The organism is Pseudomonas koreensis, assembly GCF_025447595.1.
GTDB lineage: Bacteria > Pseudomonadota > Gammaproteobacteria > Pseudomonadales > Pseudomonadaceae > Aquipseudomonas > Aquipseudomonas koreensis_H.
Genome location: NZ_JAOEJU010000001.1, coordinates 235977 through 260102 on the forward strand (window position 1 = coordinate 235977; position 24126 = coordinate 260102).

Sequence of the window (24126 nt, forward strand, 5' to 3'; positions counted from 1 at the left end):
ATAGGGTTAATGGAGGGGAATATGGGCTCTGAAAGCGAGTTGATCTTAACAGGTCGAAACGACGCTCTTACGGACGAGGTCATCAAGGCTGCGCTGGAAAAAAAGTTTGGACGTGGTGTTGAAACCATTGTAAGAGTTGGTTTGGAACTCATAAAATTTACATTGGCTCCGGTTTCTACACGTTCTTTATCTTCGGGAGGTATAGATGTTCAGAGTAGATTTTCAATCAATATTATAGATACTCCAGGGCATGTTGACTTTACGGTTGAGGTGGAGCGTCCATTGTAGAATCAACAAATCAAAGGGGACGGATTTATTTAGTCGTCCCCTTTTGATGTTAGGAACTTTTCTCTGGCCGTCCTCGACCTCGGAATTGAATGCGTCTCCCGGTGATTTTCTCGATTTCATCGACGAATTTCAGGTTGCCAGTCAGTTGGCTCCGCTGAAGTGCACCCCTTATGAGTTGCAGTTCATTGGTTGGTGTCGCCATCTCAACAAACGATCTATAGCGTTCACGCCGTTTGGCATCGGTAGGCCCTAACTCCAGAAAGCAGGGATCTTTGTCCAGCCAGATGGATGCAGAGAAGTCGCTCAGGCGCAGAGCAAAACTTGACCAGCGATAATCTTCTGCGCGCGCCACCATCTGGGCTCGCACCGGGTTTAACTCGATGTAGCGACTGCAAGCCAAGAGATAAGTGTCGGATTGAACGACGCTGGATTTGTAGCGACTTTCCCATAGCGTGCCAGTCCGCCCCTCAAGCTTGTTGCGATAGCGCGTCATCCGCCCGGCGAGGGCTTTCATGAGCTGTCCAAGGCTGGCCGTTGCTTCACCTGGAGCGAGCAGCAAGTGCACATGGTTGGTCATCAGGCAGTAGGCATAAACTTTTATACCTAATGCTTCTTTGAGTTCGCGCAGGTCAGAGAGATAGCGTTCGAAGTCTGCCGGTTCGGCGAACACAACCTGCCTGTTGTGGCCGCGCTGCACGATGTGGTGCGGGTAGTGAGGTAGCACGATGCGTCCCGTTCTGGGCATGAGTCTTCCTACGTCCTTGTTAAACAGATGAAGTTTAGAAGGTGGGGAGGCTGAGGCTGGCGGGATGTGTCAGATAATGTATCCAGTCGGGTTGTGGAGGGGGGTGAATTAAATGAGTCTGTGTCCTTGGGTTTTTATCGCTGTTCAGAATTGTTGTTGTTCTAAATAAGTATTAAAAACTGTCATTTCTGTCAGGTGTGGTTTTAGGCTTTTGTGTCGATACTTTTCTGGTGGCTGGGCGGAAAATAAATCTGTCCCCTTTGTTTGCTCTTTGTTTGCTTTGTTTGCTTTGCTTTGTTCTTTTGATTTCTTGGTTGCCAGGAGTGTCGAGATGAGTATGCGGGTAGAAAGCGCAAGTGATATTGTCTGGAATATGGTGCGTATATTGGCGCGAGTCGATTTTTTTGAGGAGGAACAACAAAAGGCGTTTGAGGAGGTTTTGAAACCGTTTTTGATTCTCTTGGGTGCGCAAAAGAAGTGCTATGGAGCATTTGTTTCTATGAGTGTTGTTGACGGATTGAAAGCTCAAGGTTTGGAAAGGTTATGTTATGTGGCGTTGGATTTTGACGAGGAAGTGTCGGTTGTTTCATCGCGTAGAAAAACAGCGTTGCAGGATATTGCAATTTTAACGGGAGGGCAGGCTATTTTTGAGGACTTGGGCCTCAGAAGTTAGTGACCAGAAAGGGGACTGACCAGAAAGGGGACTGGACCAGAAAGGGGACAGATTTATTTAATCGTCCCCTTTTGATGTTAAGTGGTAGCGAAAATATGCCTTTGCCAGTGCGGCTTATTCCGTCGGCACAACGTTATCCAGCACCTGATTTACCGCCAGTTCCGCCAGCATCACGATCTGGGCGATGCCTTGTGCGGTTTTGCGGTGGGGGCCTTCGAGGAGGTCGACGAAGTTGTTGAGCATGACGTTGGCCGAGCCCAGGGTTTCGACGGCGTCGGCGAGCAGGGATTCGTTGTTGCTGGCGGGGTTGGCCTGGTAGAGGCGGTTGGGGTAGTAGGGCGCGGCCATCATGTGGGCTGATATCGGGCCTAGGTGGTAGTCGAGCGCGCGGTTGGCGGCTTCGTTGAATCTTTTGGAGTCAGGGCATTCGTAGGGGGAAGTTGGATCGGTGATGCTGGCCGGTTCGGTGAGCGGTGGATTTGGCGTTACTTTGAACATGGTGATGTGCCTCGTTGAGGCTGCAACCGTCTCGCTGCTAAACGGAAGGTGGCAGCTGTGCGCAAGTTAGCAGACCGGTCATCACCAAACCCGGCGCACCCGAAGGTGCCATGCGCACAGCCACCGCAAAATGCAGGTGAAAACCTGACAAGGTGAGATGTGCAACCGTGGTAGATGAGTCGGGCTGCTAAACCCGATCACTGCGAATCAGTGACCCGATCCAAGTTACCGGCCGACCCCAAGGCGCACAAGCCGGCGGATTCTGGCGTAGCCGTAGGCTCTGGCGCAAGGATTTGTAGGCATCCGGACGCATTCCGACATGTCTTTAAACGGCGTGCTCCAAACCTGTTTATCGATCATTGCCCAACGAGGAGAAGCCTGACGCTTTACGTCTCCAGGCCATTCGTCGCCAACCTCGCACTCATCACGCCGACGCCCGCTCAAAAGCTGCATGACCAAAACCATCAGCGCCGAAGACTTGCATATCAGCCTCCACCCGTTGAGTGAATCAGCGCTGTTCAAATGGCTGCTCGCCAGTTTCCTGATGGGCAAACGGATCCAGGCCGAGATTGCCGCCGAAGCCTATCGAGTGATCGTTGAACAACACAAACGCGATACGCCGCGCAAACTCGGCCATTGCACTCAACGCGAACTGGTGCGGATGCTCGGCCAGGCGCATTACGTGCGTTACGACGAAACCACCGCCGAGCGCCTGCTCGCGCTGGCTGCCAAATTGAATGAAGAATATGCCGGGCGGGTAATGAACATGGTCGAGGTGAGCAACGACCGCCAGGACTTCGAAAAGCGTTTGCAGGCCTTCGACGGCATCGGCCCGAAAACCGTGGAGATCTTCATGCGCGAAGCGGGCAAGGTGCTGTTTTGAGTGCGTCGGCGATCTTCATCGGCTGCGCGGGTTGGAGCCTGCCCCGCGAATACTGGCCCGACTTTCCGGAGCAGGGCACCCACCTGCAACGCTATGCCGCACACCTCAATGGCGTGGAAATCAACAGTTCCTTCTACCGTCCGCACAAACGCCAAACCTACGCCCGTTGGGCCGAGTCGGTGCCGGACGGATTTCGCTTTTGCGTGAAAATGCCCAAGTCGATCAGCCATGAGCAGCGCCTGCGGGACTGCGAACGTGAGCTCGATGCATTTCTTGAACAGTGCTCGGGGCTGGGTGATCGCCTGGGTTGCCTGCTGTTGCAGTTGCCGCCGTCGCTGGCGTTCGACGAAGCGCTTGCAGAGGCCTTTTTCATCGCGTTGCGCCAGCGTTATTCCGGGGCTGTGGTGCTTGAACCGCGCCACGAATCCTGGGCCGCCGCCGAGCTGTTGTTAATGGCTTATCGCATCGCGCAAGCGGTGGTCGATCCCTCGCGAATCAGCACCGATGCGGCTCCGCGCGGCTGGCCCAGCGTGCGTTACTGGCGGCTGCATGGCTCGCCGCGCATTTATTACAGCCCCTATGACTCGACGTATCTGGAAAGGCTCGCCGGCGATTTGCAGGTAGCGGCTGTCGACGGCATCGACACTTGGTGCATTTTCGACAACACCGCCAGTGGCGCGGCACTCGGCAATGCACTGGAATTGCGGCGGATACTGGCGCAGGGCTGACACACCGCGTCGGGACTTCCAACCGGCGAGCGTGTCTGTAAACTGGCCGCCCTAAACGGCGCGCGATGGCGCCGTCCTCACTGCCAGCGAAGGACTTTCCCATGGCCAACCAAGACATCACCTACACCCCGGATCCGGATGCAGACTCGATCTCTTCGGACGTGACCGAATTCAACGGCATCCTGATGTCGACCCAGATCCCGACCCGTGCCGACGGCAGTCTGGAACTGGGCGACGTCACTGCGCAAAGCGAATGCACGTTGCAGGCGCTGAAAGTGGCGCTGGAGAAGGCCGGCAGTTCGATGGATCGCGTGCTGCACCTGACCATTTATCTGACCGATATGGCTGATCGCGCCGCGTTCAACGAAGTGTACAAACGCTACTTCGCCAAGCCGTGGCCTGTGCGCGCAGCGGTGGGTGTGGCGGCGTTGGCGGTTGAAGGGATGAAGGTGGAAGTGACTGCGATGGCTGCGAAGGCCTGATTCAGCCTAGCGACACTTCCCCCTGTGGGAGCGAGCTTGCTCGCGATAGCGGTGGATCAGTCAGCATCTTTATCAACTGACAGTCTGCTATCGCGAGCAAGCTCGCTCCCACAGGTTTTGGGTGTCTGCGGGATCTGGGGCAAGCCAGCTCCCACAGGGATTGCGGTGCTAACGACATTGTCGGCAGCTGCCACCCGGCAGCACAGGCGTGCCGGCCACGCGTTTCGCGGCTACAATGCGCGCCTCGACCGTGACAGCCTGACTAAAAAAACATATGTCCTTGCCCAAACATCACCTGGAACTGCTCAGCCCCGCCCGTGACGTGGCCATCGCCCGCGAGGCCATCCTGCATGGCGCCGACGCGGTATACATCGGCGGCCCGAGTTTCGGTGCGCGCCACAACGCGTGCAACGAGGTGAGCGAAATCGCCGAACTGGTGGAATTTGCCCGTCGCTATCACGCGCGCATCTTCACCACCATCAACACCATCCTGCACGACAACGAACTGGAGCCGGCGCGCAAGCTGATCCATCAGTTGTACGACGCCGGCGTCGATGCGCTGATCGTCCAGGACCTAGGCGTGATGGAGCTGGACATTCCACCCATCGAGCTGCACGCCAGCACCCAGACCGATATCCGCACCCTTGAGCGGGCCAAGTTCCTCGATCAGGCCGGTTTCTCGCAACTGGTACTGGCCCGTGAACTGAACCTCAAGGAAATCCGCGCGATCGCCGATGAAACCGATGCCGCCATCGAGTTCTTCATCCACGGCGCGTTGTGCGTGGCGTTCTCCGGTCAGTGCAACATTTCCCACGCGCAGACCGGGCGCAGTGCCAACCGTGGCGACTGCTCCCAGGCCTGCCGTCTGCCGTACACCCTGAAAGACGAAAAGGGTGGCGTGATCGCCTACGAAAAACACCTGCTGTCGATGAAGGACAACAACCAGAGCGCCAACATCCGCGCGCTGGTCGAAGCCGGTGTGCGTTCGTTCAAGATCGAAGGTCGCTACAAGGACATGGGCTATGTGAAGAACATCACCGCCTATTACCGCCAGCGCCTCGACGACGTGCTCAATGACCGCCCGGACCTGGCCCGCGCCTCCAGCGGCCGCACCGCGCATTTCTTCATGCCGGATCCGGAAAAGACCTTCCACCGTGGCAGCACCGACTACTTCGTCAGCGAGCGCAAGATCGATATCGGTGCGTTCGATTCGCCGACCTTCACCGGTCTGGCGGTGGGCACGGTCGAAAAAGTCGGCAAGCGTGACATGCAGGTCGTCACCCACGAGCCGCTGTCCAACGGCGACGGCCTCAACGTGCTGGTCAAGCGCGAAGTGGTGGGTTTCCGCGCCAACATCGCCGAAGCCAAGGGCGAGTTCGAGGAAGAAGGCGAGAAGCGCTACCGCTACCGCGTCGAGCCGAACGAAATGCCGGAAGGCCTGTACAAGCTGCGCCCGAACCACCCGCTGAACCGCAACCTCGACCACAACTGGCAGCAGGCCTTGCTCAAGACCTCCGCCGAGCGTCGTATCGGCGTGAGCTGGCTGGCGAAGCTGCGTGAAGAGCGTCTGGAACTGACCGTGACCAGTGAAGAGGGCATCAGCGCCAGCGTTGCGCTGGACGGCCCGTTCGGCGTCGCCAACAAACCGGAACAGGCGCTGGACACCTTGCATGACCTGCTCGGCCAGCTCGGCACCACGGAGTACCACGCGACCTCGATCAAACTCGATGCGCCGCAAGCGTTCTTCATCCCGAACTCGCAGCTCAAGTCGCTGCGCCGTGAAGTGATCGAAGCGCTGACCGCCGCCCGCGTTGCCGCTCACCCGCGCTGTTCGCGCAAGGCCGAGACCACGCCACCGCCGGTGTACCCGGAGGCGCATCTGTCGTTCCTGGCCAACGTCTACAACCAGAAGGCCCGCGACTTCTACCACCGTCACGGCGTGAAGCTGATCGACGCGGCGTACGAGGCTCACGAAGAGGCGGGCGAAGTGCCGGTGATGATCACCAAGCACTGCCTGCGGTTCTCCTTCAACCTGTGCCCGAAACAGGCCAAAGGCGTGACCGGCGTGAAGACCAAAGTCGCGCCGATGCAGCTGATTCACGGCGACGAAGTGCTGACCCTGAAGTTCGACTGCAAACCGTGCGAGATGCACGTGATCGGCAAGATGAAGGGGCACATCCTGAATCTGCCGCAGCCGGGCAGCGTGGTGGGGCATATCAGCCCTGAAGACCTGATGAAGACCATTCCTCGGGCTCCGCACTGATTAGCTGGCAATAAAAAACCGGTGACGAAAGTCACCGGTTTTTTTATGCCCGCCAGAAACTCAACTGGCTTCGTAGCGCGATCCCGTTGGCGGCGCCGCTTCGCCACTCAACGCATCGACCATCGGCGGATGCTCCTGCGCCGCTTGACGCAGATCCTCGGTCACCCGCAGCTCGGCGCCAGTTGGCGAGAACGTTGCTGCCGCTGCAAACGGCGCCGGATTGGCCGGCACCGGACGCTTGCCGCGACGCCAGAAGAAGAACGTCACCATGGCCAGGTTGACCAGCGCGAAGGCCCAGAACAGGCCGGTTTCGCCATGGGCGTTCATCGCCGGCGAGATCAGCAGCGGGCTCATCGCCGAGCCCAGCGAGTTGATCAGCAACATGCCCTGAATCATCGGCACCAATGTTTCGACCGGCGCACGGTCGGCAGCGTGGCTGACCGCAACCGGGTACAGCGCGAACACGCCGCCGCCCAGCAGGAACAACATCGCCGCGAGCAGGGCCGAGGACAGCGGCACGAGCACGATCACCAGCGACAGCACGGTGCACGCGGCGCAGAGCACGGTCAGCACTTGCAGGCGATCCTTGCGGTCGGACCAGCGCCCGACCGGGTATTGCAGCAGCATGGCGCCGAGAATCGTCCAGGCCATCATGCTGCCGACTTCGCCGACGTTCAGGCCGATGCGTTGCAGGTACAGCGGCAGCAGGGTGTAGATCGCCGCGATGGTGACGCCGGAGCCGAAGCAGCCGACCAGCCCGGTCGGCGACACGCCGAGCAAGGCCCGTGGTTTGAGCGGTTCGACCTGTTCCAGCAACGGCGAAACGCGCGGCAGGATTACGATCGGCAGCACCGACAATGTCGCGAGCATACCGGCGACCATGAACGGCGCGGTGTCGCCCAGGCCGGTGATTTTCCCCAAAAACGCCTGACCCAGTACCCCGGCGCCGTAGAGGACGATCATGTACAGCGCCAGCAGACGGCCGCGAATCTTCGCGTCACCGGCCAGCAGCAGCCAGCTCTCGATCACCAGAAACACGCCGACCGTCGCCCAGCCGTTGATCAGGCGCAGGACGACCCAGCCCCAGGTGTCATAAAACAGACCTTGCAGCAGGATGGTCGCGGCGATCAGCGAGGCGAAGCTGCTGTAGGCGCGGATGTGGCCGATGCGCAGGATCAGCCGGTCATTGAAGATCGCGCCAAGCGTCAGGCCGGCGAAATAGGCCGAGGACACGATGCCGATCATCGTCGCCGATTCGCCGGCCGCGCCCAGGCGCAATGTAGTCAAAGAAGATAGAAAACCGTTGCCCAAAGCAACAATGAATAGCCCGAGCAGGGGCGCCAGCGCCATGGCCAGCAAACGCGGTGTCATAAAAACCTCAAGTGATCGAACAGCGGAACGTGCGCCTCTGCGCATGCGAGTGCCAAGCCGAAGTGTGTTGAAGACAAACGACCGCCGAACGGGCAGGACGATTGAGCCAGGCTGACTTCGTGAAAGTGGCCGGCTGTTCAAACCTGAGGGTTGTCATGGCTGCGGGCAGGCGCCGTTCGGGCGGCTGCAAGAGGAGGCGCGATTTTAAGCTTTGTCTGGCGTTTGCCAAGATGCTGGCCCTGCGACGTTGGGACGCAGGCAGGATCGATAACGGCAGCGTATTCATTGCCCGGATGAAAAGTTGCTGTATCGATCCGGTTTCCATCGTTAGCCTGTGCGGTCGAACGACGATTTTGAACCAGAGGCAATAATGCAGATAAGAGGCGAGCGTGCCGCCACGGCGTGCGGGCTGTTGGCGATTGTGTTGTGGAGCACCGCCGCCGGGTTGATCAGGGGCGTGAGTGAACACTTCGGCCCGATTGGCGGCGCGGTGATGATTTACACGCTGGGTGCGATTCTTCTGGTGATGTTTCTCGGGCGCCCGCGCATTCGTGCCACATCGAAACTCTATCTTTTGCTCGGCAGTGCCTTGTTTGTCGCTTACGAGGTGTGCCTGTCGCTGGCGCTGGGGTTTGCCAGTGACCGTCAACAGTCCATCGAACTGGGCGTGGTCAATTACCTGTGGCCGTGCCTGACCGTGGTGCTGGCGATTGTCATGAACGGGCAAAAGACTCGCTGGTTCATTGTGCCCGGCAGTGCGCTCGCGCTGTTTGGCATCCTCTGGGTGGTCAGCGGTCAAGGCCTGTCGTTGCCGGGGATCATCGCCAACATCGATTCCAATCCGCTGAGTTACAGCCTGGCGCTGGCCTGTGCGATCACATTCGCCCTGTATTGCAACGTCACGCGCCGCTATGCCGGCGGACAGAGTCTGGTGGTGCTGTTTTTCGTACTGACGGCCATTGTGTTGTGGGTGAAGTGGAGCTTCAGCAGCGAACGGATTTCTGCCTTCAACCTGGGCAACTCCATGGAACTGATCGCCACCGGCATTGCGATGGCGGGCGGGTATGCGTTGTGGAACATCGGCATCCTGCGCGGCAATCTGACCTTGCTGGCCACTGCGTCCTACGGCGCGCCGGTGCTGTCGTCGGCATTTGCCGCCATGTGGCTGGGCGTCAGTCTGCACGTTCAATTCTGGCAGGGCGCGGTGCTGGTGACGGCAGGTTCGCTGCTCTGCTGGTACGCGACCCGCCAGCGCGTGGCGGCTCAAACCGCAGCGGTTGGAGCCGGTGCAAAGCCTTCAAACCTTCAATGAACGCGCGGCATGGCTGACGAACAGTAGCAGCGCCACCAGTGCGCTCAAGGCAATTGTCAGTGAGCTGACGTGTGCGACCATCCCGATGAATGCCGGCCCCATGAGTATTCCCGCGTACCCCATGGAGATGATGGCCGGGATGGCGGCGCGTTGCGGCATGTGTTGCTGGCGGCCAGCGGCGGTAAAAAGCACCGGGACGATGTTCGAACAACCGGCGCCGACCAGCGCATAGCCGAGCAGCGCCGCTTGCCAGCTATCGAACACCAGCGACACCGCCATGCCCGCTGCGGCGCAGATTCCTCCGAGCGCCAGCACGCGGACGCCGCCCAGCCGGCTGACGATGGCATCGCCGGTCAGACGGCCGAGGGTCATCGTCGCCGCGAAACACGCGTAACCCAGGCCACCGTAGCTCGGCGGCATGTCCCGATGGGACGCGAGAAACACCGCGCTCCAGTCGAGCATGGCGCCTTCAGTCAGGAACACGATGAAACACTGGGTGCCCAACAGCAGCACAATCCCCCGTGGCATCACGAATAACGGGCCATCTCTCTCGGTGCCGTAGGGCAACAGCATCGGTGCAGCCTTGCACAGCGCCGCGAGAATCAGCGCAACCAGACACAGCACCGCAGGCAACGGCTCCAGACCCAGGCTGAGCATGGCCGTCATCGCGACCGCGCCGGCGATACCGCCCACGCTGTAGAGACCATGAAAGCCGGATTGCAGGGTTTCGCCGCTGTTTTTCTCGACGATGATCGACTGGATATTGATCGCGCAATCGAGCATGCCCATGCTGGCGCCGAACAGCAGCACCGAGATTGCCAGCCCGGGAAGCCAGGCCAGATGACTCAGGAGCGGCAGGATGGCGCACAACGCTACGGTCGAGCAGATGATTACCGGGCGGCAACCAAACCGTGCGGTCAGATACCCCGCGAAGGGCATGGCCACGATCGAACCGATGCCAAAACCCAGCAACAGCAATCCCAGGCCGCCGTCGTCCAGCCCCGTGCGTGCCTTGACCAGCGGCACCAGTGGCGCCCAGGCCGACATGACAATGCCGGTGATCAAAAACGTGATGCGGGTGGAAACGCGCTCGCCGTAATTGGCGTTGATCGTCAGGGAAGGGGTGGAGCCATTCATTGTTGCGGACATCCTTATCGATGCGAATGCGGCCAATGCAGGTCGGCTTTCCCATCGGGAAAACCGACCTGTATCGAATGACGATCAGCTCACGGACTTCAACGCAATCGGTCCCTTGAGCCGATCCATCATCGTCGCGCAGTACCAGTCGTCGAACTGGCAGACCCCGGTTTCCGCTGTTTCCGAGTACGGGCCCGGCTCATAGGACGGCGAGGTCACGCCGCGTTGCGTGCCTTCCACCAGCGTGCGGTCCTGGTCATTGGTGGCGACCCAGACTTTGGTCAGACGCTCGATGTCGTAATCCACGCCTTCCACGGCCGAGCTGTGCACCAGCCATTTTGTGGTGACCATGGTTTCGGTGGCGCTGATCGGCAGCACCCGGAAGCTCAGCGCGTGGTCACCCAGGAAGTGGTTCCAGGTGGACGGATAGTGGAAATACAGCAGGGCGCCGATGTCCGGTTCGGCGGTTTTGTCCAGCCGCCCGGCCACGGCGGGCTTGCCGTCCATGGTGTAGCTGACGGCGCCGGAGGACAGCGGGATGCGGGTCATGCGGTACTGGCCGTTGATGTCCATCACCAGCCGGCTCGGCAAACCGGCCTTCTCGCAGGTGTTCCAATAGGCCGTCAATTGCGGATCGTCTTCACCGCTGGTGCCGCCCACCGACAGGTTGTCGACGAAAGACTTCAGCAACTCGGGATGAGAGCCGTCACAGTGGTAGCACTCACGGTTGTTCTCGAACACCAGCTTCCAGTTACCTTTCTCGATGATGGTCGACTCGAACGCCACTTTGCAGTCGTCGAGGTAATGCGGGGTAATGAACGGGCTGACCGCTTTGCGAAAGCCTTCGAAATCCGGGGCCTTGGCGGCGACGCAAACATAGATGTAGCTGTTGACGATCTCGCAATGCACGGACTTGAGGTTGTATTGAGTCTTGTCGAAATCCTGGCCCATGTTACCGGCGTACAGCAGGTTGCCGTCCAGCTCGTAGGTCCACTTGTGGTAGGGGCAAACCATCTTCGCGACCTTGCCGTGGTCGTGTTCGCAGATCTTCGCGCCGCGATGGCGACAGGCATTGTGAAACGCCCGGACTTCGCCATCCTTGCCGCGCACCACGGCCACCGGGTAATCGCCGATCTGCAGGGTGAAGTACTGACCGGGTTTTGAAATCTCGAAGGTGTGCCCGGCGAAAATCCAGTCCTTGTGCCAGATATATTCAAGATCCTGGCGGTAGACGCTTTCATCTTTGTAGAGCGCCCCCGGCAATGAGTGCCAGGGTTTGCGCCGGGCGATCAGGTCAAACACGGTGTCTTTGTTGTTCATTGTTATCCTCGTCATGCGCGTAAGGGCCGGACCCGGTCTCAGCCTATCTGTGCCAGGAGAGCCGTCACAAACGACATTTCCTGCGGGCAATCGATGAGTTGCGGTTATGGGTGTGGACGCCCGAAGACAGGCTCAAGCGCGGTGATGGCCGACGAAGAATGGCCCAGATGCCTGATAGCCTGTTTCACCGCCAGGCTGTGCTCGCTACCGAGGCTGGACGCAAACAGATCAAACTTGTGCTCCAGCTCTTCCAGGCTCAACGCTGTTTCCGGGTCGCCGCGTGCGGCCGTCACCGGGCTGACGAGCACCGTGCCGTTTTTCAGTGTGACCGTAATGCGCGAGAGAATTTCATCGGGGAATCGTGCCGAGATATCGGCCGCCTCGACGATTTCGATTCGGCTGCTCAACGCCAGAATGTCTGGTGCATGGATGGCGGCGCCGGTCACTTCTTCCGGCCCCACTTTGCCCCGGACAATCAGCGCCGCCAGCGGGAAGGCCAGGGCGTATTGCGCCTGATCGGCATCGTCCGGGGTGTGGCCTTGCAGGCACATCGATTCGTAGAACGTTTCCACGCGAATGGTTTCGATCGAATCAGCGTCGAGTGAAGGGTTGTCCTGCTGCAGTTGAAGCATCGCCGTCAGCGCCGGTTGCGCCCAGCGGCACACCGGCCAGGGCTTGAAGTACTGACTGTCGATTTCCCAGCGCTGGCCGAGGTCGTTCCAGTGTTCGGCCACCGAGGCATCTTCCACGGTTTCCGCTGGCGCACCGGTCACACCTTCCCGAGCCATCAACAATGCGTTCAAACCGACGAATGCGCCGCTGCCGTGGGCGTCGCGCAACATGGTCGGGAACGCGATCAGGCGCATCATCGGGCAACGGGCGCTGAAGTATTCGGCGATGCCCAAGGCATGGCGAAAGGTCTGCTCATCGAACCCCAGCAATCTCGCGCCGGCACAGACCACGCCGATGCCGGAAAAACCGCCGGAGGCGTGATAGGTCGGGGAGGTCGCCATCAGTGCCGTTCCGGCGCGCAGGGCGGTTTCATAGCCGATGCACAAGGCACTCAACAGCTCGTGCCCGCTGATTTCCTTGCCCTGGTGATGCAATGCGTCCGCCAGCGCGAGCACGGCCGGCACTACGGTCGCGCCGGCATGCCCCTTGGATCTGAAGTGGCCTTCATGGGCGTCGAGGCTGTCGGCGGAAAATCCGCCGGCCCAGCCTGCACCGAGCAGACTGACGCGCCGTCCGTCGAACATCAGACGGCTGCTGAATTCGCCGGCGGGGTAGTGCGAAACGGCGAAACGACGCAGCGCCGAACTGGTGTCGTTGGACGCGGCGCCCGCCATGACGCCGACGATGTCCAGCAGGCCGTTCTGCAGGATCTGCCGAGTCTTGGGCGGTGCCTGGAGGAAATCAAAGTCGCGACAGAATTCGAAGAGTGACATTCAACAATTCCTTCCTGTGAGTGGGCCCGGCCAGATTCCGGCCGGCGCCGCTTCACAATGAGTCAGGAAGGTGATGCTGCTCCAACGACATTTTCGTCAGGCAATCGATAACTAAAACGTCGGTCAGCGGCGAGGAAACCTGGACAGGATCCACTCGCGAAACCGGCGCAGGGCGTCTTCGTTGTCCGCACTTTCACGGCAGGCCAGATAGTGCCAGCTGTTACGCAACTGGACTTCCTGTTCGATCGGGCGCACCAGCAAACCGCGCTGCAAAAGCGGTGCGACCAGATGATTCCAGCCCAGTGCGATGCCCTGATGTGTCAGCACCATGCTGATCAGCAGGTTGTAGTCGTTGGCGTTGAAAATCTGCGGGCTGGTCGCCGGGCGGTCATCGATATCGACCGCTTGAAACGCCAGCCACACGCCCCAGTCGACATGCTCGGCCACTTGCGAGCGTCCATAGGGGCTGAGGTTGAGCAGGGTCGAATCACGCACGCCTTCAATGGTCGAGATTTCCGGGTGCTGCTCCAGGAACTGTGGCGTGCACACCGGGTAGATCAGGTCGTGGCACAGCGGATAACTGCGATAGCCCTCGCGCACGCGCGCAATCTTGGTGATGAAGATGTCGGGCTGAACACCGGGTTCCATGGTCAGGAAGTTCTGGGTGGTGATCAGGTTCAGTTCGATGCCTTCGCTCTGGGCGAAAAACTCGGGCAGGTGATTCGACAGCCACAAGGCGGAGAACGCAGGGGAGCAGCAGACAGTCAGCACCTTCTTGCCGGACTGGCTGTTGCGAATGCGCTCGGCAGCCTGGGCGATGTTCACAAATGACAACTGCGCGGCGTCGAAGAAGAGCGCGCCTGCGGAGGTGAGTTCGACGGCGCGTCCGACGCGGGTGAACAACTGCGCGCCCAGGTAGCTTTCCAGTTCCCGGATCTGCCGGCTGATGGCGGCTTGCGAAACGCACAACGCTTCAGCGGCGCGGGTGAAACTCTGGTATTTGGCGGCAGCGACAAATGCCTTCACAGCCCTCAAGGACGGCATCTTCAGCAAGATGGTGTCAGGGTCGACATGCTTGGTCATTCGTACGGCCTCCTGAAGATACGGCTCCCGGTGGAAGCGCGACGAGGGTAACGGAAGCCTTCGTGCAGGGATACGCCGATGTCGCTGCAAGGATAGCCCCGGTCGCGGATGGACGATGGCGTCCCGGCTGAGGGAGCGTCTCGCTGATCGATAACCCGACGTTATCAACTTGTCCCTGTAAATGTCGTTGGATTGAACGGGGGGATACTAATAAATTTGAAACGTCCCTCGTTCCTGGGGCCCCAAAAATAATAAAAGGAAACCGTCGTGACGAAATATCAGTGTGACCTCTGCCGCTCAAAAATACGTTCGCCCATTTGCATATCGTTCTGTTTCGAATATGCGCAACGCGAAGGAGGCAAGGTATGAATCGCTGCGACGAAATAATCTGCGTAAAGAATGTTTTCAAAGTGTTCGGGTCACACCCGGAACTTGCAATGAAGTTGGTTGAAGAGGGCGCTTCCAAAGCTGAAGTCTTCAAGAAGACCGGGCAGGCAATCGGTGTGTTCGATGCCAGTTTCTCGGTCCAGCGGGGCGAGATATTCGTGATTATGGGTTTGTCCGGTTCCGGCAAGTCGACCATGGTCCGCTTGTTCAACCGCCTGATAGAGCCCACCTCCGGCAGCATCTTTCTCAATGGCAAGGAAATCACCGGCCTCGGTGACAAGGACTTGCTGCAAGTACGCCGCAAAGACATGGGCATGGTTTTCCAGTCGTTTGCGCTGATGCCGCACATGAGCGTCATCGACAACGTCAGCTTCGGCCTGGAAATCAGCGGTGTCAGCGAAAAGGAGCGCTATTGCCGGGCCATGGGCGCGCTGGAGCAGGTCGGGCTTTGCGGGCAGGAATTCAGCTTTCCCCATCAACTGTCCGGCGGCATGCAACAGCGGGTCGGCTTGGCACGGGCACTGGCCAACGACCCGGCGATCCTGCTGATGGACGAAGCGTTTTCCGCGCTCGACCCGATGATCCGCAGCGAGATGCAGGGCGAACTGATCAAGCTGCAGGCCGAGCAGGATCGCACCATCATTTTCATCTCCCACGATATCGAAGAAGCCGTACGAATCGGCCATCGCATTGCGATCATGGAAGGCGGGCGTGTCGTGCAGATCGGCACGCCACGTGAGCTTCTGTGCAATCCGGTGAACAAGTATGTGCGTGACTTCTTCAATGGTTTCGATACCAGCCGGATATTGAGAGCCGGTGATATCGCCCAGTCCGATCCGGGCATTACTTACACCCCTGGCCAACAAACGCCGATCAAGGCCGACGCTTCCTTGCGCGACATCTTTCATCTTGTTGCCGCCTCATCCACGCCGATGCCGGTGGTCGATGAAGTTGGACTTTATAAAGGTTCGATCTCGCAAGGGCATCTTCTTAGTTGTCTTGGTAATCACTGAACTGTTGTTTAACAAGAATGATCCGGTTGTAACCGAGGTGAGGTGCTGTCATGTCCGATTTTAACTTTCTGGATCCCTTCCAGAGTTTGAATATTCCGTTGGGCTCTTGGGTTGAAACCGCCCTTAAATATCTGGTGCATAACTTCCGGGATGTATTTCGTTCGATCCGCTGGCCAGTCGATCAGGTACTCGATGGTGTTCAGTGGGGCCTGCTTTCTCTGCCGCCGACGGTGTTCATCATCATCGCCGGGCTGATCAGCTGGCAGATCGGCGGCAAACGCATCGCGATCTTCAGCGTGGCGACCCTGACCGGGCTCGGGCTGATCGGCGTGTGGAACGACGCCATGGTTACCCTCGCGCTGGTGCTGACCTCTCTTTTGTTCTGCGCGGTGATCGGTATCCCGCTGGGCATTCTCTGTGCCCGCAGCGACCGCACGGAAATGATCATCCGCCCGGTGCTCGACGCGATGCAGACGCTTCCCGCGTTCGTATACCTGGTGCCGGTGGTGATGTTGTTCGGCATCGGCAACGTGCCCGGTGTGATCGTGACCATCATTTTCTCCGTGGCGCCGCTGGTGCGGTTGACCAACCTCGGCATTCGTCAGGTGCCGGCGGACAAGGTCGAAGCCGCACGGGCTTTCGGCTGCACGCCGACCCAGATGCTGATGAAGGTGCAGTTGCCACTGGCCGCGCCAACCATGATGGCCGGGTTGAACCAGACCCTGATGTTGTCGCTGTCGATGGTGGTGGTCGCGTCGATGATTTCGGTCGGCGGGTTGGGCCTGATGGTACTGAGCGGCATCGGCCGACTCGACATGGGGCTGGCCAGCGTCGGCGGGGCCGGGCTGGTGTTGCTCGCGGTGTTCCTCGATCGCCTGACCCAGGCCATGGGTGAGCGCAGCAGCGATCTGGCAACCGGTCAGCGCTGGTATCAGACGGGGCCCGTCGGGCTGGTCATGAAGTTGAAGAAAAACAAGAACGTTGCACGTCCGGTCATCAATTGAACCTTTCTGCTCACCGATCACAACTCTAAAGCGTGGTGAAACATGAAACTGGCAAATCTGAAAAAAAGCGTCGTGGCGAGTCTGGTTGCTTCTGTGTTTGGCACGATCCTCTGTTCGGCGGCCTATGCGGCGGACGCCAACAAACCCGGCGCCGGTGTGTCGATCACACCAATCTTCCCGACCATCGCCGAAGAGCGTTTTCGCGGCGAGGTGGTGATCGCCGGGCTCAAGGAACTGGGCTATGACGTGAAGCAACCGAAGGAGACCGATTACCCGGCGATGTTCCTCGCGCTGTCCTACGGCGATGCAGATTTCACCGTGCATGAATGGGAGCACCTGCACGAGGCGTTCTATGACAAGGCCGGTGGCGATGATGTGATGGTCAAAGTCGGGCAGATCATGAAGGGTGTGCTGCAGGGCTATCTGATCGACAAGAAGACTGCCGATGCCTACCACATCAAGGATCTGTCGGACCTGAAGAAACCGGAAATTGCCAAGCTGTTCGACAGCAACGGCGACGGCAAGGCCGACCTCACCGGCTGCAACCCGGGCTGGGGCTGCGAAATCATGGTCGAGCACCACATGAAAGCCTATGGCCTGGAGCCTACTGTGGTCGACAACCGCGGCTCCTACTTTGCACTGATGGCTGACACCATCGCGCGGTTCCAGCAGGGCAAACCGGTGCTGTTCTTCACCTGGGTGCCGCAGTGGATTTCCAGCGTGCTGGTCGAAGGTCGTGATGTGGTCTGGCTGCCGGTGCCTTACACCGATCTGCCTGAGGGCAAGGAAAGCAAAGACACCTTCTACGAAGGCAAGAACCTCGGTTTCCCGGTGGACACGATCAATGCCGTGATGAACAAGGAATTCGCCGAGAAAAACCCGGTGGCACGCAAGTTCCTTTCCGAAGTCAGCCTCAGCACCGCCGATGAAAGTGCGCAGAACCTGAAGATGCAGCAGGGCGAGAAATCCCTGGCCGACATCAAGCGTCACGCCGCCGAATGGATCAAGGCGCACCAGGAAAGCTACGACAGCTGGCTGAAGGACGCACGGGCTGCGGCCAAGTAAAACGGGTTGTTCCTTGTTTTGAGTGACGGTTATCGGGTGGCGTGAGATGGACACTTTCCAAAGCACATTGAAACTGCAGAACATCGGGTTTCGCCAGGTCACGGCGCTGGCAGGGCATGAACGCATCGTGCGGGTGGCGTTCATCCTGCTCGATCATTTCTCGCTGACGACCCTGTCCACAGCCATGGACGCGCTGGCCACCGGTAACCTGATCAATGGCGATACGGTTTACAGGATTTCGACGTATTCGCTGCAGGGCGGCCTGGTTGAAAGCGATGTCGGCGTACCGCTCTCGTCGCAACGGCTGGTGGCGGAAGGCTTCAGTCATGACGCGGTGATTGTCGTCGGCGGCCAGCGAGTTCGCCTGTCGTCCAGTCCGTTGCTGCGCCGGGTGCTGAAGAAGACAGCCACGGCCAAAGGCATCGTGGCAGGGTGCTGGAATGCCGCGTTTTATCTGGCGGATGCGGGATTGTTGGGGGGGCAGGATTTCGCTTGCCACAGCGACAGTCGCGCGTTGATCAGCGAGTACTTTCCGCAATTGAAGGGGAGTGCACGGGACTTTGTTTTTGGTCAGCGCCGTGCGACCTGTGCCAATGCCCATTCGGCTTTGGACATGACCCTGGCGCTGATGCAGGAACTGGGTTCGCGCAGCGATGCGTCACTGGTGGGCGAGATCAAACGTGTTCATCAGCCCAAACCCAGTGATGCGCTACGTTCTGAAGATGTCCGTCCGGCAGCGATTCCCAAGCCGCTCAACATTGCGCTCTCGCTGATGGAAAAGCACATCGAAGAGCCGTTGGAAATTGACGAGATCGCCAGTCATGTCGGGGTTTCCCGCCGGCAACTGGAACGACGGTTTGCTCGCTATCTGAATGCTGCGCCCAACCGTTATTACCTGGAGTTGCGCCTGACCCGCGCCCGACAGTTGATCGTGCAAAGCGACCGCTCGCTGACCGACGTGGCGCTGGCGACCGGGTTTGTCAGTTATCCGCACTTCTACAAACGTTTCAAGGACCTGTTCGGGCTGCCGCCCATGACGTTCCGGGATTACTACTACGCGAATGATTCCGGTGCCGGGCGATATGCGCTCGCCGCCAACTTCTGAACGATTGAAAAGATTCAAGTAACGCAACTTTGATGGCTGTTTTCATTCAACGCGATTCCGCGCGTTCGCTTCGTGTCGGGTTCGATTTGTCATTTCAACAATAAACGGTTCAACACTATGAAAGTCAGTTCGCTGCCCGCCGATGATGACAGCTGTGGCTGGTTCCACCTGAGCCGGCCACGCAGTCCCGAGCCCGGCCACCGGGGACACCGTTCGGCCCGTTGGGTGGTTGTCGGTGCCGGTTTCACAGGGCTGGCGGCGGCACGCCAGCTCGCGCTGAATTTTCCCGACGACGAAGTGGTGCTGATCGAGGCGCAGGAAGTGGGCTTGGGGCCATCGGGTCGCAATGCCGGGTTTGCTATCGATCTGCCCCATGACATCGGCGCCGAGGACTACATCGGCGACATCGATCTGGCCAGAACCAGCCTGAAGTTGAATCTGGAAGGGCAGTCGATCCTGCGAAATCTGGTCGATCAGTTCGACATCGATTGTCAGATGAGTGCTTGCGGCAAGTATCAGGCGGCCGTGGAAGAGCGCGGTATTGCGGTGCTGGAAGCTTATCGCCGGGGGCTGGACAAGCTCGGCCAGCCGTATCAGATGATCGATGCAGAAGAACTGCCCGAGCATCTGGGCACCCGTTTCTATCGCAAGGCGCTGTTCACCCCCGGCGCGGTACTGGTTCAGCCGTCGGCGCTGGTGAAGGGGCTGGCGGACAGTCTGCCGGCGAACGTCACCCTGTACGAACGCACGCCGATTCTGGAAGTGGAGTACGGCGCCAAGACCCTGCTCAAGCACGCTCACGGCAGCATCACCGCCGACAAACTGATCCTGGCCAACAACTCGTTCGGCATGCGTTTCGGTTTTCTGCAGGGCCGCATGTTGCCGATCTACACCTACGCCAGCATCACCCGCCCGCTGACCGACGAAGAGCAGGCGCGTCTGGGCGGCAAACCGTACTGGGGCGCGATTCCGGCCGACCCGTTCGGCACCACGGTGCGGCGCACGCCCGACAACCGTTTGCTGATTCGCAACAGTTTCAGCTTCAACCCCGATGGCCGCAGCAACAGCAAATACAACGAACGCTTCGTGCGCCGGCACCGCGCCTCGTTCGACCAGCGTTTCCCGATGCTGCCGGGGGTGAAGTTCGAATACACCTGGGGCGGGGCACTGGCCATGTCGAGGAATCACAACGGCTTTTTCGGCGAACTGGCGCCGAACGTTTACGGCGCGCTGGGCTGCAATGGACTGGGCGTCACCCGTGGCACGGTCACCGGCAAGTTGCTGGCCGACTGGCTGGCCGGGGAGCGCGACGGCTTGATCGATTTCCTGTTGCAGGCTCCGGGGCCTGCGGGCAACCCGCCCGAACCGTTTCTGTCGCTCGGCGTGAACATGAATTTGAAGTGGGGGCAATACCGCGCCGGCCGCGAAAGTTGAACGCCCGTTGCGCGTCCTGCGCGACGGACTGATGTAGCGATGCACTGAATACAAGGACAAGAAATGAACAACGTTGCTGTTTCAATCGAGGATGTACCGCTCAATGGTTTTCATCGTCTGCTGACGATCCGTTCGGCCGGTGGCTCCTTTGTCGACGGGTATGTTCTGAGCATCATCGGTGTGGCGCTGGTGCACATGTCGAAGTCCCTGGCACTGAACGATTTCTGGGAAGGCATGATTGCCGCCTCGGCGCTGATCGGCATTTTCTTCGGCGGTTTTCTCGGCGGCTGGCTGACCGATGTACTGGGTCGCAAGCGCCTGTTGTTTGTCGGGCCGACGTTGTTCATCGTGGCATCGCTGTCTCAACTCTGGGTGGAGTCAGCCGTCGCGCTGTTTTTCCTCCGGTTGTTACTGGGAGTGGCCGTCGGAATCGAATACCCGGTGGCGACTTCGCTGCTGGTCGAGTTCATGCCGCGCAAATATCGCGGCCCGCGTCTGGCGACGCTGACGATCATGTGGTTCGCCGGGGCGGCGATGGCGTATGTGGTCGGCGAGACAATGTTCAAACTATGGGGCTCCGATGCCTGGCGGCTGGTGCTGGCCAGCGCGGCGATCATCGGCGCCATGCTGTTTCTGGTGCGCATCGGCACCCCCGAGTCGCCACGCTGGCTGTTGAGCAAGGGTCGCGCCGCCGACGCCGAAGCGATCATCAAACAGGTCTATGGCAACGACTTTTCCCTGGTCAATCTTCCTGAACATCGCATGGGAGAGAAGCTGACGATCTTCAACCTGCTGCACTCCGGCTATGGCAAACGCATGCTGTTTGTCGTGGTGTTCTGGACCTGTTCGGTGGTGCCGCTGTTTGCCGTGTATGCCTTCGCACCGAAAGTGCTGGCCGCGCTGAATCTGCAGGGCGACTGGTCATCTCTGGGATCGGTGGCGATTACCTTGTTCTTTGTCATCGGTTGCGTGATTTCGACCCGAATCATCAACCGTGTCGGCCGACGCAATCTGCTGATCTACAGCTTTCTCTGCTCCGGCCTTGCGCTGCTCGGGCTGGCCGTCGGACACGCCGGGCCGAATGCGCTGGTGCTGGCTTTCTTTGCGATTTACGCCTTGTTCATCGGCGGCGCCCAAGTGCTGACGCTGGTGTATCCCAATGAACTGTTCCCAACAGAAATCCGCGCCTTCGCGGTCGGCGTAGGCACTTCGCTTTCGCGCATCGGCGCCGCAGCGGGGACTTATCTGGTGCCGATTTCCCTGAGCACCCTGGGCATCGCCCAGACCATGTACATCGCTGCCGGCGTCACGCTGGTCGGTCTGCTGCTGTCCTGGGTACTCGCCCCGGAAACCCGCTCGCTCAATCTGCAACAGGCGGCATCCCTGAACTGAACCCTGCCGGCGCTTGGGCTCAGGCGCCGGCCTTACGAATCGTACGTTGCAAACACTGGAGAAAACGCTATGAACTTTGACGGCATCTTTACCCCTGCCATTACGCCTTTGTCCGCCGATGGCCAGATCGACTATTCGGCGTTTGCCGAAGTGGTCGAGTACCTGATCGAGTCGCGGGTTCACGGCATCGTCATCGGTGGTTCGACCGGCGAGTACTACGCCCACACCACCGCCGAGCGGCTGAAAGTGGCCGAGCGCGCCAAGGAAGTGATTAACGGCCGCATCCCGCTGGTGATCGGCACGGGCGGGATTCGCACCGAAGATGCGGTGGCCTTCGCCGAGCACGCCAAGTCGATCGAAGCCGACGCCATTCTGGTGGGCTCGCCGCCGTATGCCTTGCCGACGCAAAAGGAAATCGCCGCCCACGTGCTGGCCGTGGACAAGGCCGCCGGCCTGCCGATCATGCTCTACAACTACCCGGCGCGGATGGGCGTAGCGATGGGCCCGGAGTTCTTCGAGGCGATTGCCGGCTGCAAGAACATCGTCGCGATCAAGGAAAGCTCCGGCGACACCGCTCAACTGCATCGCCTGGCGCATTCGCATCCTTCGATCCAGCTGTCCTGCGGCTGGGACGACATGGCCCTGGAGTTCTTCGCCTGGGGCGCGCGCAGCTGGGTCTGCGCCGGTTCGAACTTCATTCCGGCCGAGCACATTGCGCTGTACGAGGCCTGCGTTCTGGAGAAGAACTTCGACAAGGGCCGGCGGATCATGTCGGCGCTGTTGCCGCTGATGGACGTGCTGGAAAGCGGCAAGTTCGTGCAGTCGATCAAGCACGGCAGCGAACTGGTCGGCCTGCGGGCCGGCGGCGTGCGCAAGCCGATGCAAGCGCTGGAGGCGTCTGAAAAGGAAGTGCTGGAAAGCGTGATCAAAACCCTCAAGCAGAATGTGGCGCGCATCGTCGCGGAGGTTTGAAATGGCCGATCTTCTGAGTCAAGTGCAGTACCGTGAGCTGGCCGCGAAGCTTGAGTTTCGCAATCAGGCGTTCATCAGCGGCGAGTTTCGCAGCGCGCTGTCCGGCAAGACGTTCACCACGACCAACCCGGCGACTGAAGCGGTGTTGACCGAGATTACCGCTTGCGGTGCCCAGGACGTGGACGTCGCGGTCGCAGCCGCGAAGGCTGCGTTCGAAGATGGACGCTGGCAGGGGCTTGCACCGTCGGCGCGCAAATCGGTGTTGCTGCGGTTCGCCCAATTGCTGGACGACCACTCCCATGAACTGGCGGTTCTGGAAAGCCTCGACAGCGGAAAACCGATCCGCGAATGCCAGAACATCGACGTGCCCGAAACGATTCATACCCTGCGCTGGCACGCCGAGCTGATCGACAAGATCTACGACTCGACCGCACCGACCGGTAACGGCGCGGTGACCATGGTCGTGCGCGAACCGATCGGCGTGGTCGGTCTGGTGTTGCCGTGGAATTTCCCGCTGCTGATGCTCGCGTGGAAGATCGGCCCGTCGCTGGCCGCTGGCTGCTCGATTGTGGTCAAACCGGCCAAGGAAACTACCTTGAGCACCCTGCGCGTAGCCGAGCTGGCGCATCAGGCGGGAGTTCCGGCCGGTGTGTTCAACGTGGTGCCCGGCGGCGGCAAGGAGGCGGGCGAACCGCTGGGCCGTCACCCGGACGTCGCCATGGTCAGCTTCACCGGCTCGACCGACACCGGGCGGTTGTTCCTCAAGTATTCCAGCGAATCCAACCTGAAACGCATCGTGCTGGAATGCGGCGGCAAGAACCCGGCAGTGGTGATGAACGATGTCGAAGACGTCGACCTGGTCGCCCAGCACGTGGTCAACGGCGCGTTCTGGAACATGGGCGAAAACTGCTCGGCTTCATCGCGTTTGATCGTCCACGAAGACATCAAGGACAAACTGCTCGAGCGCGTACAGGTTCACCTCGGCGACTGGAAAATGGGCGATCCACTGGACCCGGAAAACCGTCTGGGCTCGATGATCAGCAAGGCGCATTTCGAGAAGGTTCGTTCGTACCTCGACCATGCCCGGGATGAGAATCTTTCGGTGCTGGCGGGGGGCAACACGGCCGACAACATCTTCGTCGAGCCCACCATCGTCGATGGCGTCAGCCGTGACAGTCGTCTGTTTCAGGAAGAAATCTTCGGCCCGGTGCTCAGCGTGACCACGTTCACCTCGGTCGACGAAGCGATCACCCTGGCCAACGACACGGCCTATGGCCTCGCGGCGTCGGCCTATACCGGGAGCCTGCGCCATGCGCTGAAACTCTCGCGGGGAATCCGCGCCGGCATCGTCACCGTGAACTGCTTCGGCGAGGGCGACGCCTCGACGCCGTTCGGCGGCTACAAGGAGTCGGGTTTCGGTGGGCGCGACAAGTCGATCTGGGCCCATGACCAGTACACCGAGTTGAAAACCATCTGGATCGACGCGTCCTGATTCATCGCGGTTTTTCGCAGGTCTTTTTCGCCCC

General features: G+C 59.7%; 22 protein-coding genes. 15 read left to right on the forward strand and 7 right to left on the reverse strand.

The window, feature by feature from the left end:
• The first annotated feature begins 21 nt into the window (after positions 1-21).
• On the forward strand, positions 22-288 hold the full coding sequence (locus N8H71_RS00975) for a GTP-binding protein (RefSeq protein WP_262192364.1): 267 nt from the start codon (positions 22-24) through the stop codon (positions 286-288).
• Between the two features lie 49 nt (positions 289-337).
• Here the strand turns inward: N8H71_RS00975 and N8H71_RS00980 are convergent, their stop codons facing one another.
• Positions 338-1033, reverse strand: coding sequence for a transposase (locus N8H71_RS00980; protein ID WP_262192365.1), 696 nt, complete (start codon positions 1031-1033; stop codon positions 338-340).
• A 331-nt stretch (positions 1034-1364) separates the two neighbouring features.
• Here N8H71_RS00980 and N8H71_RS00985 point away from each other — a divergent pair, with 331 nt between their 5' ends.
• On the forward strand, positions 1365-1706 hold the full coding sequence (locus tag N8H71_RS00985; protein WP_262192366.1) for a hypothetical protein: 342 nt from the start codon (positions 1365-1367) through the stop codon (positions 1704-1706).
• Between the two features lie 114 nt (positions 1707-1820).
• On the opposite strand, the gene N8H71_RS00990 is transcribed toward N8H71_RS00985, so the two are convergent.
• Positions 1821-2204, reverse strand: a complete 384-nt coding sequence (locus N8H71_RS00990; protein WP_262192367.1) for a DUF6124 family protein — start codon at positions 2202-2204, stop codon at positions 1821-1823.
• A gap of 451 nt (positions 2205-2655) precedes the next feature.
• Between N8H71_RS00990 and N8H71_RS00995 the strand changes: the two genes are divergently transcribed.
• The 4 genes from N8H71_RS00995 to N8H71_RS01010 all read left to right on the forward strand — a co-directional run bounded on the left by N8H71_RS00995 (position 2656) and on the right by N8H71_RS01010 (position 6560).
• Positions 2656-3087: a DNA methylase gene (locus tag N8H71_RS00995; protein ID WP_262192368.1), complete on the forward strand. Its 432-nt coding sequence runs from the start codon at positions 2656-2658 to the stop codon at positions 3085-3087.
• Entirely contained in the window at positions 3084-3815 is a 732-nt protein-coding gene (locus N8H71_RS01000; protein ID WP_262192369.1) for a DUF72 domain-containing protein, read from the forward strand. The genes N8H71_RS00995 and N8H71_RS01000 overlap by 4 nt, the downstream gene beginning before the upstream one ends.
• A gap of 101 nt (positions 3816-3916) precedes the next feature.
• Positions 3917-4297, forward strand: coding sequence for a RidA family protein (locus tag N8H71_RS01005; protein WP_007955413.1), 381 nt, complete (start codon positions 3917-3919; stop codon positions 4295-4297).
• A 274-nt stretch (positions 4298-4571) separates the two neighbouring features.
• Positions 4572-6560: a peptidase U32 family protein gene (locus tag N8H71_RS01010; RefSeq protein WP_262192370.1), complete on the forward strand. Its 1989-nt coding sequence runs from the start codon at positions 4572-4574 to the stop codon at positions 6558-6560.
• 60 nt (positions 6561-6620) lie between these two features.
• On the opposite strand, the gene N8H71_RS01015 is transcribed toward N8H71_RS01010, so the two are convergent.
• Positions 6621-7931 (reverse strand): MFS transporter, encoded by a 1311-nt coding sequence (locus N8H71_RS01015; RefSeq protein ID WP_262192371.1) that lies wholly within the window; start codon positions 7929-7931, stop codon positions 6621-6623.
• Between the two features lie 370 nt (positions 7932-8301).
• Between N8H71_RS01015 and yddG the strand changes: the two genes are divergently transcribed.
• Positions 8302-9243, forward strand: coding sequence for an aromatic amino acid DMT transporter YddG (gene yddG, locus N8H71_RS01020; RefSeq protein WP_262192372.1), 942 nt, complete (start codon positions 8302-8304; stop codon positions 9241-9243).
• On the opposite strand, the gene N8H71_RS01025 is transcribed toward yddG, so the two are convergent.
• The 4 genes from N8H71_RS01025 to N8H71_RS01040 form a co-directional block, all read right to left on the reverse strand.
• Positions 9229-10380 carry an MFS transporter gene (locus N8H71_RS01025; RefSeq protein ID WP_262192373.1) on the reverse strand — a complete coding sequence of 384 codons (1152 nt, stop codon included), beginning with the start codon at positions 10378-10380 and terminating at the stop codon, positions 9229-9231. The genes yddG and N8H71_RS01025 overlap by 15 nt on opposite strands.
• Before the next feature lie 84 nt (positions 10381-10464).
• Entirely contained in the window at positions 10465-11700 is a 1236-nt protein-coding gene (locus N8H71_RS01030) for an aromatic ring-hydroxylating oxygenase subunit alpha (RefSeq protein ID WP_262192374.1), read from the reverse strand.
• 104 nt (positions 11701-11804) lie between these two features.
• On the reverse strand, positions 11805-13145 hold the full coding sequence (locus N8H71_RS01035) for an MmgE/PrpD family protein (protein WP_262192375.1): 1341 nt from the start codon (positions 13143-13145) through the stop codon (positions 11805-11807).
• Positions 13146-13268: 123 nt separating this feature from the next.
• Complete coding sequence (locus N8H71_RS01040; RefSeq protein ID WP_230737444.1) at positions 13269-14228, reverse strand: LysR family transcriptional regulator; 960 nt, start codon at positions 14226-14228, stop codon at positions 13269-13271.
• 365 nt (positions 14229-14593) lie between these two features.
• On the opposite strand from N8H71_RS01040, the gene N8H71_RS01045 reads away from it, so the two are divergent.
• From N8H71_RS01045 to N8H71_RS01080, 8 genes are all read left to right on the forward strand, one after another.
• Positions 14594-15628, forward strand: a complete 1035-nt coding sequence (locus N8H71_RS01045; RefSeq protein ID WP_262192936.1) for a quaternary amine ABC transporter ATP-binding protein — start codon at positions 14594-14596, stop codon at positions 15626-15628.
• A 50-nt stretch (positions 15629-15678) separates the two neighbouring features.
• The gene (gene proW, locus N8H71_RS01050; protein WP_230737446.1) at positions 15679-16632 is read left to right on the forward strand and encodes a glycine betaine/L-proline ABC transporter permease ProW; all 954 of its coding nucleotides are present in this window, start codon (positions 15679-15681) and stop codon (positions 16630-16632) included.
• A gap of 42 nt (positions 16633-16674) precedes the next feature.
• Entirely contained in the window at positions 16675-17697 is a 1023-nt protein-coding gene (gene proX / locus N8H71_RS01055; protein ID WP_262192376.1) for a glycine betaine/L-proline ABC transporter substrate-binding protein ProX, read from the forward strand.
• Between the two features lie 46 nt (positions 17698-17743).
• Positions 17744-18802 carry a GlxA family transcriptional regulator gene (locus tag N8H71_RS01060; protein ID WP_262192377.1) on the forward strand — a complete coding sequence of 353 codons (1059 nt, stop codon included), beginning with the start codon at positions 17744-17746 and terminating at the stop codon, positions 18800-18802.
• A gap of 117 nt (positions 18803-18919) precedes the next feature.
• The gene (locus tag N8H71_RS01065) at positions 18920-20236 is read left to right on the forward strand and encodes an NAD(P)/FAD-dependent oxidoreductase (protein WP_262192378.1); all 1317 of its coding nucleotides are present in this window, start codon (positions 18920-18922) and stop codon (positions 20234-20236) included.
• A gap of 63 nt (positions 20237-20299) precedes the next feature.
• Positions 20300-21628, forward strand: a complete 1329-nt coding sequence (locus N8H71_RS01070; RefSeq protein WP_262192379.1) for an MFS transporter — start codon at positions 20300-20302, stop codon at positions 21626-21628.
• 69 nt (positions 21629-21697) lie between these two features.
• Positions 21698-22600 (forward strand): dihydrodipicolinate synthase family protein, encoded by a 903-nt coding sequence (locus N8H71_RS01075; RefSeq protein ID WP_262192380.1) that lies wholly within the window; start codon positions 21698-21700, stop codon positions 22598-22600.
• A gap of 1 nt (position 22601) precedes the next feature.
• Positions 22602-24092: an aldehyde dehydrogenase gene (locus N8H71_RS01080; RefSeq protein ID WP_262192381.1), complete on the forward strand. Its 1491-nt coding sequence runs from the start codon at positions 22602-22604 to the stop codon at positions 24090-24092.
• Positions 24093-24126 lie beyond the last annotated feature (34 nt).

Excerpts from the sequence above, each read along its gene's own strand:
- N8H71_RS00975 (WP_262192364.1), top strand. The coding sequence starts at position 22 with ATGGGCTCTGAAAGCGAGTTGATCTTAACAGGTCGAAACGACGCTCTT.
- N8H71_RS00980 (WP_262192365.1), bottom strand. The coding sequence starts at position 1,033 with ATGCCCAGAACGGGACGCATCGTGCTACCTCACTACCCGCACCACATC.
- N8H71_RS00985 (WP_262192366.1), top strand. The coding sequence starts at position 1,365 with ATGAGTATGCGGGTAGAAAGCGCAAGTGATATTGTCTGGAATATGGTG.
- N8H71_RS00990 (WP_262192367.1), bottom strand. The coding sequence starts at position 2,204 with ATGTTCAAAGTAACGCCAAATCCACCGCTCACCGAACCGGCCAGCATC.
- N8H71_RS00995 (WP_262192368.1), top strand. The coding sequence starts at position 2,656 with ATGACCAAAACCATCAGCGCCGAAGACTTGCATATCAGCCTCCACCCG.
- N8H71_RS01005 (WP_007955413.1), top strand. The coding sequence starts at position 3,917 with ATGGCCAACCAAGACATCACCTACACCCCGGATCCGGATGCAGACTCG.
- N8H71_RS01010 (WP_262192370.1), top strand. The coding sequence starts at position 4,572 with ATGTCCTTGCCCAAACATCACCTGGAACTGCTCAGCCCCGCCCGTGAC.
- N8H71_RS01015 (WP_262192371.1), bottom strand. The coding sequence starts at position 7,931 with ATGACACCGCGTTTGCTGGCCATGGCGCTGGCGCCCCTGCTCGGGCTA.
- yddG (WP_262192372.1), top strand. The coding sequence starts at position 8,302 with ATGCAGATAAGAGGCGAGCGTGCCGCCACGGCGTGCGGGCTGTTGGCG.
- N8H71_RS01025 (WP_262192373.1), bottom strand. The coding sequence starts at position 10,380 with ATGAATGGCTCCACCCCTTCCCTGACGATCAACGCCAATTACGGCGAG.
- N8H71_RS01030 (WP_262192374.1), bottom strand. The coding sequence starts at position 11,700 with ATGAACAACAAAGACACCGTGTTTGACCTGATCGCCCGGCGCAAACCC.
- N8H71_RS01035 (WP_262192375.1), bottom strand. The coding sequence starts at position 13,145 with ATGTCACTCTTCGAATTCTGTCGCGACTTTGATTTCCTCCAGGCACCG.
- N8H71_RS01040 (WP_230737444.1), bottom strand. The coding sequence starts at position 14,228 with ATGACCAAGCATGTCGACCCTGACACCATCTTGCTGAAGATGCCGTCC.
- N8H71_RS01045 (WP_262192936.1), top strand. The coding sequence starts at position 14,594 with ATGAATCGCTGCGACGAAATAATCTGCGTAAAGAATGTTTTCAAAGTG.
- proW (WP_230737446.1), top strand. The coding sequence starts at position 15,679 with ATGTCCGATTTTAACTTTCTGGATCCCTTCCAGAGTTTGAATATTCCG.
- proX (WP_262192376.1), top strand. The coding sequence starts at position 16,675 with ATGAAACTGGCAAATCTGAAAAAAAGCGTCGTGGCGAGTCTGGTTGCT.
- N8H71_RS01060 (WP_262192377.1), top strand. The coding sequence starts at position 17,744 with ATGGACACTTTCCAAAGCACATTGAAACTGCAGAACATCGGGTTTCGC.
- N8H71_RS01065 (WP_262192378.1), top strand. The coding sequence starts at position 18,920 with ATGAAAGTCAGTTCGCTGCCCGCCGATGATGACAGCTGTGGCTGGTTC.
- N8H71_RS01070 (WP_262192379.1), top strand. The coding sequence starts at position 20,300 with ATGAACAACGTTGCTGTTTCAATCGAGGATGTACCGCTCAATGGTTTT.
- N8H71_RS01075 (WP_262192380.1), top strand. The coding sequence starts at position 21,698 with ATGAACTTTGACGGCATCTTTACCCCTGCCATTACGCCTTTGTCCGCC.
- N8H71_RS01080 (WP_262192381.1), top strand. The coding sequence starts at position 22,602 with ATGGCCGATCTTCTGAGTCAAGTGCAGTACCGTGAGCTGGCCGCGAAG.